This window comes from bacterium, from assembly GCA_035527515.1.
Taxonomy (GTDB): Bacteria; B130-G9; B130-G9; order B130-G9; family B130-G9; genus B130-G9.
Window position 1 is genome coordinate 1 of sequence record DATLAJ010000129.1, and the last position, 8,995, is coordinate 8,995.

Sequence of the window (8,995 nt, forward strand, 5' to 3'; positions counted from 1 at the left end):
CTGCAATCGGTTCAGCTGTTCTACAATGGTCTGCCGAGCGGCCTTTTTCTGGTTGACGACGGGACGAGCGGGGATGCAGTCGCAAAAGATTCGCTCTTCACGTTGCAGGCAGGGATCGAGCCCGGGATGCCTGCGGGCCAACACCGAGTATCTCTTGTCGCCGTGGATGCAGCCGGGCTCAAGAGCGTTGAGTGGCCTTATGTGGAGGTTGGGGCGAGTCGAAGCGCTCAGAGAAGGAGTTTAGAAGGCGCCCGATCGTTTCAGAATGAGGCGGCGATGCTTTCGACCGAGAGGATAATGCGGCAGTGCCTTTTGGATTCTCTGCCTCAGTCGTGCTCGCTGGGCGCAAGCGCGCCGGTGATCATGGCCGGTGGGTTCGGGTTTACGGATATTTCTTCGGCGGCTGGCGGCCAGCTCGCGCTCTATGCGCACGTGGAGAGCTTTGGCGAGGGCGTCGAGAAGATTGAGGCGTCCCTTGAGGGCGGCGCTCCGCTCGGGATGTTCCTGCACGACGATGGTGTGGGAGGTGATGCCGTGGCTGGCGACGGCCAGTTCACGTTTCAGTGCGCACTAGGCGGTGGCGTGGCCCCCGGGCGTTACCTGATCGAGCTGGTTGGGACAACGTCTGCGGGCGCACAGAGCCTGGTGTTCCCCTACGTAACAGTTACTCCATAAAGCGTTCTTGCGATGCGCTCATCAATTCGGCGCGGGCGGGCAGGATGGTCGAGGCTAGAGGCTCGACGGGATTGACCTACTCGCTTCGGCCTGCAACACTGATGTGGAATGAGAACCGTGCGCTACCGGTGAGATGGTCCTGGGATTAGTAAATCGGAAAGGGCGACTCATAGCCCTTCTCCTGCTCGCGTTCTTTGCGGGCCTGGCCTGCCTCGGGCACGGCAGCTCGCGGTCAACGAGTGTCCCCGCCAAAATATCGAGGGGCAGGAGCATCTACATCGAGCACCGGGCGAGGAGCGGCGACAGCTACATGCTGATCTCGAGACGGTGGACGGGCTCGGGGGAGAACTGGCGAACGATCAAAAGATATAACGGCAACAGGCCGCTCTTGGCAGGAGCGGTCTGTAGAATCCCCTACAATCTGCTGTCGCCCAAGGCCCAATACTTGGTGATTGTGAACCTCTTTCCGTTAGACAAATACGTTGACGGCCAGTGGAGCCACAAAGTTACATACAAGGGCGAGACTGTATCCTCGATAACCGAGTGGTTTACTGGCACTTCGAGGAACACCTCCAAAATACTGTCCCACAATCATCTGCGAGGCGTCCTTCATCTTGGGACGCGGGTGCTCATTCCGTCGAGGCTGTTGCTTGCGGTCTTCAAGACTTCAAGGGGTCTCAGCAAGAAACCGAGCGGGCCGCTTTTGAGGTTCAAGCAAGATAAAAAGGGCAGATACGCGTCATACAGGCTGAAGAAGGGCGAGGCACTCTACACGAACGTCGTCGCCCGCTTCACCGGCCGGATTAGCCATGACGACGTGATGGATGCGGTTAAGAGGATCAAGGTGCGCAGCGGGATACGTGACGTCAAGCGCATCCCGGAGGGTTTTGAGGTCAAGATTCCTGTTGGTCTATTGCTGCCTCGGTATCTTCTAAAGAGCGATCCGCGGCGTTCGGCGTATGAGGCGAGCTTGAAGCAGCTGTCACGATATCGGAACGTCTTCTTGTCGCGAGACCTCGAGGGTGTGTATGTGATACTTGATCCGGGCCACGGTGGTAGTGACCCGGGGGCAATCAGCAGGAGGGGGATGTGCGAGGATGAATATGCTTATGACATTGCTTGTAGGATACGACGGCTTCTGAGGTCGCGGACGAGGGCGAAGGTCTATATGACGACATGGGATAAGAAGTCGGGCTACCGGGTCAGGGACTCAAGGTGGCTGCAACCAGACAAGAACGAGGTCTTGCTTACGACCCCAAGGTATCAAAACGGCGACGCAACGGTGTCAGCAAACTTGCGATGCTTCTTGGTTGCGTCGATCTACAAGAGTCTCCCTCGTTCAGTCAGAAAGGAGAACAGGGTCGTCTTCACGAGCGTGCACGCGGATTCGCTGTATCCAGAGCTGAGCGGCGCCACGATCTACATACCCGATGCACACCTATCGCGCACATCGCTCGACCGGAAGGGCGGGGTTTACGACCGGACGAAGGAGGTTCGCTCTTGTCGTCCGATCAAGACGACATATTGGCAACGGGTGCGTTCGGAGGGCTATTCGCGTTATCTCTCGTCTGAGCTGTTGGATGCATTGAAGAGGCGCAATGTGGCCACGCTTCCTTACAATCCTGTGAGAGACCGCGTAACACGAGGCAGACGAGAGTATGTTCCGGCGGTCATCTGTCATAATCCTGTGCCGACCAAGCTGTTGTTGGAGGTCGCGAATCTTCAGAACTCCAGCGATTGTCAACGGCTTATGAGCCCTGCCTACAGGGAGCGCATCGCGAGTGCCTATGTCGATGCGCTGCGTCGGTATTACGGTCGGAAGTCGCGATAGTCTTGTGGCTTGGAGATATGTGCCATAGGTTTCCTCAAAGCTTGGCTTTGGTAGGTTGTGTTATAGGCTGTGCAGTGGCGATTTGGACGTTGAAGCAGTGGAATTGGCCAGCTCGGCTGATGTGGCCCTGAAAGGGCCTGACGTGAGTAGCCCCGTGTGCAACGCGGGGTCATGGGCGTGCCCGAATCCGTCTTGGCGACCCTAACGGGTGCGAACAAGGGGTGCAGGCTGTAATCCCCGACAGGGGATACCGTGGGTAGCCGTGCGTGCAACGCAACGGGGAGGTTAGAAAGGGGGGGGATTGTGGCGCTATTCGCACCGTCAGGCTACGCCTGCGGCTACCCATGGTCTGCCCTTCGGGCAGGAGCTTCTGCTCTCCATCCGCGAGGCATCCGCAACGTTCCCCGCTCCAATCTGATTACTGGGGTCTAGTCGAGATATTGACAGCGCCACACTAAGGTGATTATATGCTGACAGTGATGTGAGCGGCGATATTAGTTGACATAACATGAACGCCCGATGGAGGGATGAGATGAAGAGTGAGAATCTAATCTCAATGTCTGAACGCTCCGAGAGTGTTCTGAAGGATGTTTTCAAGGGGGAATCGGCGTATCCGACGTTCAGCAGTGAGCTGAATTTGGTGCTGAGCGGTGGCCTGCTTCCGGGCAAGTTATATGCGATTGAGGGGCCGCCGGATGGGACGAAGTCGGCCTTTGCGGCGCTGTTGATGGACAAATTGGCAGCTGAGCATGAGCTTCCGGCGCTGTTCATCTCTTCAACCCTCTCAGCGAGGGAGCTTTACATTAGGAGCATATCGCGGCTATCTAGGGTGCATTCGGGCGAGATAGAGGGTCGGTCGTGGTTGATGCAGGACTGGCTGGCGGTGCATGGGCGAGACGCGGCCGCGCGGATCAAGGGCCGAATAAAGGACGCGGATGATGCCTATAGGAAGTTCGCTGACAAGATATTCATGGTTGAGGTTCCGGTGCAAGGCGGAATGCATATATCTGAGGTCAGGACCAGGCTCGAGCGTGTTCGGCAGCATTTCAAGGACGCGCGTGGTCTGCCAGAGCTTCCTGTTGCTGTTTTGATTATTGACACGCTTCGGGGGCTGCGCTACAAGCAGGAGGCTAAGGGTTCTGGAGAGCCGACGCGCGAGGAGACCATCTTGATACTCAAGGACCTCAGGGAGCTTGCGCACTCTTCAGGATGTCCGATCCTAGCACTGGTTGACGGCGCGGCGTTCGGGCGACTGTATATGAAGCTCGGCATGCTGCCGTCGTCGCTTGGCCATGAGCTCGGGTTCACCGCCTACCATGCTGACACAACGATTCTGATGGAAACAGAAGATACTCTGCTGTCCGACGCCATTCAGGAGCTGTATGACCGTGGCCAAGACAGGGATGCGGCGAAGCTCGAGGAGGCGCGCTCGAGGTTCCCGCTCAGCAACCCGAAGATAGGCCCTTATTTCCCAACCTATGCGAGGCTGCTCTTGTCAACGCGCGGCACCGGCGCCGTCAGAAACATTTACTTCATTTACCTGAAGGCTGTGTGTGATTTCCTCGATCTTGCTTTCAAGCGAGAGGCCAAGAAAGTTTACGAGTAGCCTGCTGCCATGCCAGCATGCTCCAATTCAAGAGGTAGTTGAATGATAGTTGTTGTTACGGGCGGTGCCGGGTTTGTTGGGAGTCACATCGCTGAGCGCTACGCCAAGTCTGGCCATTCGGTGAGAGTTATCGACAACCTGTCGCGAGCCAGCTTGCTTGGCAGAAAGAACGTTACTTTCGATTTCAACTGGCGGTTCTTGTCCGAGATAGACGGCGTGCAGCTGATACGAGGCGATGTGAGGGAACTCGACACGCTTATCCCGCTCGTGGATGATGCGGACGTCGTGTTTCATACGGCAGCCCAGACAGCGGTTACAACGTCGCTTGTGGACCCCGTTCCAGACTTCAGCACAAACGCCCTCGGAACGTTTAACGTGCTTGAGGCCGCAAGGCGCGCCTCGAGCAGGCCAGCTGTTATCTACTGCTCAACGAACAAGGTCTATGGGGATAACGTGAACCGGATAGGAACAGTTGAGAGGGAAGATCGGTATGAGTTTCCTGAGAGCTTTCGGTTTGGTATTCCTGAGACGTTCTCAACTGACCTTTGTGAGCACACGCCTTACGGCTGCTCAAAGCTAACTGGCGACTTGTATATGCAGGATTATGCGGGGACTTTTGGGCTCAGGACCGGGGTATTCAGGATGTCCTGCATTTACGGGACCCGCCAGTTTGGGCTCGAGGACCAGGGCTGGCTCGCCTGGTTTGCCATAGCGACGATTCTTGGCAAGCCGATCAGGATAGACGGCGACGGCAAGCAGGTTCGGGATGTGCTTTTCGTTGCGGATCTTGTAGATGCGTTTGACAGGTTCCTAAAGAGCGGACTTGATCACGTTGTGGTCAACGTTGGCGGCGGGCCTGGGAACGCCGTTCCGATCATGCACGTCATCGAGCTTCTCCAGGAGATGACAGGCAAGAAAAGCCCTATCTCCTATGCCGATTGGAGGCCGAGCGATCAGAAGGTCTTTGTGTCGGATATCCGGAAGGCGAAGCAGGTTCTGGGCTGGGAGCCGAAGGTGTCGGTTGAGCAGGGCCTTGAGAAGATGGTTGAGTGGATACAGGCTCACAAGGATGTTTTTGAGGTGTGAGCGGTTCACTGTAACAACGAGAATCTGTGATGCCCCTCTCGTGTGATAGGTGCGGCGCTAAGATCGAAAGCGAAAGCAGCGCATACAACGTTGAGATTAGGATTTACGCGGGCGTGCCGAGCTGGTTGCCCTGGATTTCCCCCGAGGAGTGCGAGGCCGAGATAGACTCGCTGGTTGACAGCCTCGAGGGAGTTGATCCGGAGCTGATCGAGCGGGACGTTCATCTAGAGATGTCGTTTGTTCTGTGCAGGCGGTGCAAGGAGGTCTTTGCCGCCGATCCCCTTAATCTGCCCCTCGACTCGAGTGGCGGCGTCATTCCCGACTCGATCTGATGCTATTGGGAACGCCCTTGCAGCTGGCATTCCGTAGGTCCGCGCAGGCGGTTCCTGGGCTTTTCTCCCTATATGTTGACGGTAAATGACGTGATGAGCGAGCGCCAGAAGCTGCTGAAAAGGCTCGCCGTCTCCAACAAGATCTTTGGTCTTGGCTACTCTGGTAAGAGCTCGGCCGAGGTCGAATCGGCCGTCGTGGGCCTCTTGGCGGAGGCGCTGGGGGTTCCGGCGGTGTGGCTGCTTCATTTGAGTGGGGACTATCTCGAATTGGGGTCTGCGCATGGTGCGGACCCGCTGGTCTTGAACGAGCAGGTTGCATACAAAGACCTCGGCGTGGGCGATTCGGGGCAGCTGTTCAAGAAGAACTCAGAGCGGGTTGTTCGGCGCGTTGGGCTTTTTATGCAGCGGGAATGGTCGGAGCAAAACGGCATCTCTCGAGTGCTTCTTGTGCCCCTGGCGTTCGAGAATGAACTAGTTGGCGTGGTCTGCATGGCGCTTATTCGCGGGCGTCCTGGGCCTGCTACCGAGTTTCGGAGGGCACTTTTGGCGGACGCAGCCGCTGTTTTGCGCCGGGCCAAGAAGATCGAAGTAATCGAGTCCCAGGCAAAGAAACATCAGCGCTCGGCGCGGAGGGCAAACGAGCTCGTGCAGTTCGCTAGGGCGATCGACTCAAACGACGTGGAGCTGATCTGGGACAGGGCTATTGAGCGCTTGCCGAAGATGTTTTCGGCGGAGCTAGTCTCCATATTTCTTTATGATGAGGCGGCGCATAAGCTCGTTCTCAAGCGTGGGTATAACCAGGACTTTGAGGGCGGCATCGAGGTTGCGCTTGACGGCGAGGGCGCAGGTGGGCTCATGGCAACTGCTATCAGGCATGGCGCGCCCTGGCTCAGCCAGGACGTTAGCGCACACAGCACGAGGCGGAGTGGGGCCAAGTATCGGACAGATTCCTGCCTGATTATCCCGCTTCAAGAGAGCAGCAAGAAACACAAGCTCATCGGCGTGGTCAACTTCGCCAACCCGACTGATGAGTCGGGATTCCATACGGCCGACCTCGATTCTGCGGCGATCGTTGGAGAGCTCCTTGGGACGAAGGTTTCTAACGCCCTGATGTGGGCCGAGCTACAGAAGCTTGCGATAACTGATAGCCTCACAGGGCTTTTTGTGCACGGGCATTTCAAGGAGTCGCTTCAGCGAGAGCTGATGCGTGCGGAGCGTTTTGGCAAACAGCTCTCTCTTTTAATGATAGACGTTGACCTATTCAAACAGATAAACGACATATACGGCCATCCGGCAGGAGACAGGGCGCTCGTTTCGATTTCAAGCATTCTGGCCGAGAGCGTCAGGGATAACGTTGACGTTGTGGCCAGATACGGCGGGGAGGAGTTCGCGATAATCCTTCTAGAGACCACGAAGCAGAGCGCCAAGGAGGTCGCCGAACGCGTCAGGGCGCAGGTGAGCAAGCGCTCGCTTCTGTATTATGTTGAGGCGGACAACAAGCGGAAGTTGGTACCAAAAGGCACTGAGGGGGCCAAGCCCTTTCACGCCACGATCAGCATCGGTGTTGCCTCATTCCCGGGCGACGCCAAGCGCCCTGAGAGGCTGATCGATATCGCCGACGCGGCCCTTTATGAGGGGAAGTCAGCGGGAGGGAACAAGGTTGTTCTTGGCGCGAGCAGCGTCGCTGTTTGACTGAGGTGGTTGATGTTACGTTGGCCTGATGGTGGCTCGCAGGCAGTGGCCGGCATGCGCCTGCATCACGCGCGTTCGTATTTGAGCCGGCGACAGTGCTGAAGATCCGCTCCCCCGCTAAGCTAAATCTGGTCCTTGAGGTCCTGGGCGAGAGGGCGGACGGCTACCACGAACTCAGGACGGTGATGCAATCGATCGACCTTTGCGACGAGATATCGATCGAGGAGCATCCTCTCGCTTGCCATCTCGAGCTGCACACGAATACCATGAGCTGCCCCGTCGATGAGAAAAACCTCGTCTGGCAGGCGATACACTGGCTTCGTGAGGCGACCGGCTTCAAGGAGGGGCTCGTCATTACGATTGACAAAAGCATCCCAGTTAGCGCCGGGCTTGGCGGAGGAAGCAGCGACGCGGGCGCCGTGCTCGCCGCGCTTGTCGCCAGATACAGGTTGAACGTCGGGCACAGCGTGCTGCACCAGACCGCGAGCAGGATTGGCTCGGACGTCCCATTCTTCTTAGTCGGAGGCACAGCGCTTGCAACCGGCAGGGGCGAGATTGTGGCCGAGGCGCCCCAGTTGGCCAAGACGTCGTTTGTCCTGGCAAGTCCTAGTATTCTGGTCGAGACGGGTAAGGTTTACCGAGGCCTGCGGCTGGCAAGCACCCCGGCCAAGACCACGTCATCGAAAGATGCCTGCGCCTCATTTCTTGCGCACATAGCTCAGCCAGAGTGTTGGGAGATGATGGTCAACGACCTTGAGGCGCCGGCCAGGCAATTATACCCCTCTATTGACGAGGTGTTCGAGATACTGTCCGCTCTTGGGGTGAAGCACGCAATGCTTTCCGGCAGCGGTGGAGCCGTGTTCGCTCCTGTAGAATCCCCGGAGGTGGCCAGACAGCTCGCAGTGAGGCTCAGCACGGCCGGCTTCTGGTCCCGGGCGTGCGAGAGCATGGACCGTGCCGAGTTCAGGGAGAGTGTTTTTTCGGGCTGAGCTGGCCTTTCTGGTGAGCATTTATGGGCCTGCTGGCCCGGGATGCCAGCTGCGGTGGTCTTTGCTGTTGACCAGCCACTGGATATCTGGCATTTTTGCTCCGCCGTTGATTTAGGCGCGGATAGGCGAGCTTCCCGGCTCTTGGGAAGGTATTCTTAAGAGGCAATAGATGGTATATGTGCTTGGCATAAATGAGGTTCTGCACGACACGGCTCTCGCTCTACTTGACGAGAACAAGGTTATTGCCCTGATGGAAGAGGAGCGGCTGACGCGAGTGAAGCAGAAGCCGGGCTTCCTTCTTGGTGGCGATGGCCCGACCATGTCGATCGACTGGTGCCTGAAGGCACATGGGTTGAAGGATTCGGACATCGACGCTGTGGGCGTGTCGTTCGACGTCAGCTTCCCACAAGTGCTCAAGATACTCTTCGACACCGTCTGGCAGAGCGCGCTCAAGACGCCTCTTGGACTGACGCTTAGGAATCGGTTCACCGAGAAGGACGTGGGGATGGAGCTCTTGAGTGCTGCGGTCCCTTCCTATCTTTTTGGAAGGCGCAGGTTCTTAAACGAGCTGCGACGGCGTTTCAAGAGGGTGTTTTTCTTCAACCATCACCTCTGTCATGCGGCGAGCTCATTTCACGTATCGGGATTCGATGAGGCAGGGGTTATCGTTATGGACGGCCTTTCCGAGGACACGCCCACAACGCTGTGGCACGCTCGGAATGCCCGGCTGCGGCTGCTTCGGAAGTATCCCCCCTCCCAGTCGCTTGGCAAGCTCTATCGGACA

Annotated in this window: 8 protein-coding genes; all 8 read left to right on the forward strand. The window is 57.4% G+C overall.

Features of this window, described 5'->3' with window-relative positions; genetic code table 11:
* The coding region (locus VM163_10345) for a choice-of-anchor X domain-containing protein (GenBank protein ID HUT04277.1) at window positions 1-675 on the forward strand (675 nt) is incomplete at its 5' end.
* A 133-nt stretch (window positions 676-808) separates the two neighbouring features.
* Window positions 809-2,506 carry an N-acetylmuramoyl-L-alanine amidase gene (locus tag VM163_10350; GenBank protein HUT04278.1) on the forward strand — a complete coding sequence of 566 codons (1,698 nt, stop codon included), beginning with the start codon at window positions 809-811 and terminating at the stop codon, window positions 2,504-2,506.
* A gap of 532 nt (window positions 2,507-3,038) precedes the next feature.
* Window positions 3,039-4,112, forward strand: coding sequence for a DnaB-like helicase C-terminal domain-containing protein (locus VM163_10355; GenBank protein HUT04279.1), 1,074 nt, complete (start codon window positions 3,039-3,041; stop codon window positions 4,110-4,112).
* Between the two features lie 42 nt (window positions 4,113-4,154).
* Complete coding sequence (locus VM163_10360) at window positions 4,155-5,198, forward strand: NAD-dependent epimerase/dehydratase family protein (protein HUT04280.1); 1,044 nt, start codon at window positions 4,155-4,157, stop codon at window positions 5,196-5,198.
* Window positions 5,199-5,227: 29 nt separating this feature from the next.
* Window positions 5,228-5,530 (forward strand): hypothetical protein, encoded by a 303-nt coding sequence (locus VM163_10365; protein ID HUT04281.1) that lies wholly within the window; start codon window positions 5,228-5,230, stop codon window positions 5,528-5,530.
* 93 nt (window positions 5,531-5,623) lie between these two features.
* On the forward strand, window positions 5,624-7,222 hold the full coding sequence (locus VM163_10370; protein HUT04282.1) for a sensor domain-containing diguanylate cyclase: 1,599 nt from the start codon (window positions 5,624-5,626) through the stop codon (window positions 7,220-7,222).
* Window positions 7,223-7,317: 95 nt separating this feature from the next.
* Window positions 7,318-8,211, forward strand: coding sequence for a 4-(cytidine 5'-diphospho)-2-C-methyl-D-erythritol kinase (gene ispE / locus VM163_10375; GenBank protein HUT04283.1), 894 nt, complete (start codon window positions 7,318-7,320; stop codon window positions 8,209-8,211).
* Window positions 8,212-8,380: 169 nt separating this feature from the next.
* The coding region (locus VM163_10380; protein ID HUT04284.1) for a carbamoyltransferase N-terminal domain-containing protein at window positions 8,381-8,995 on the forward strand (615 nt) is incomplete at its 3' end.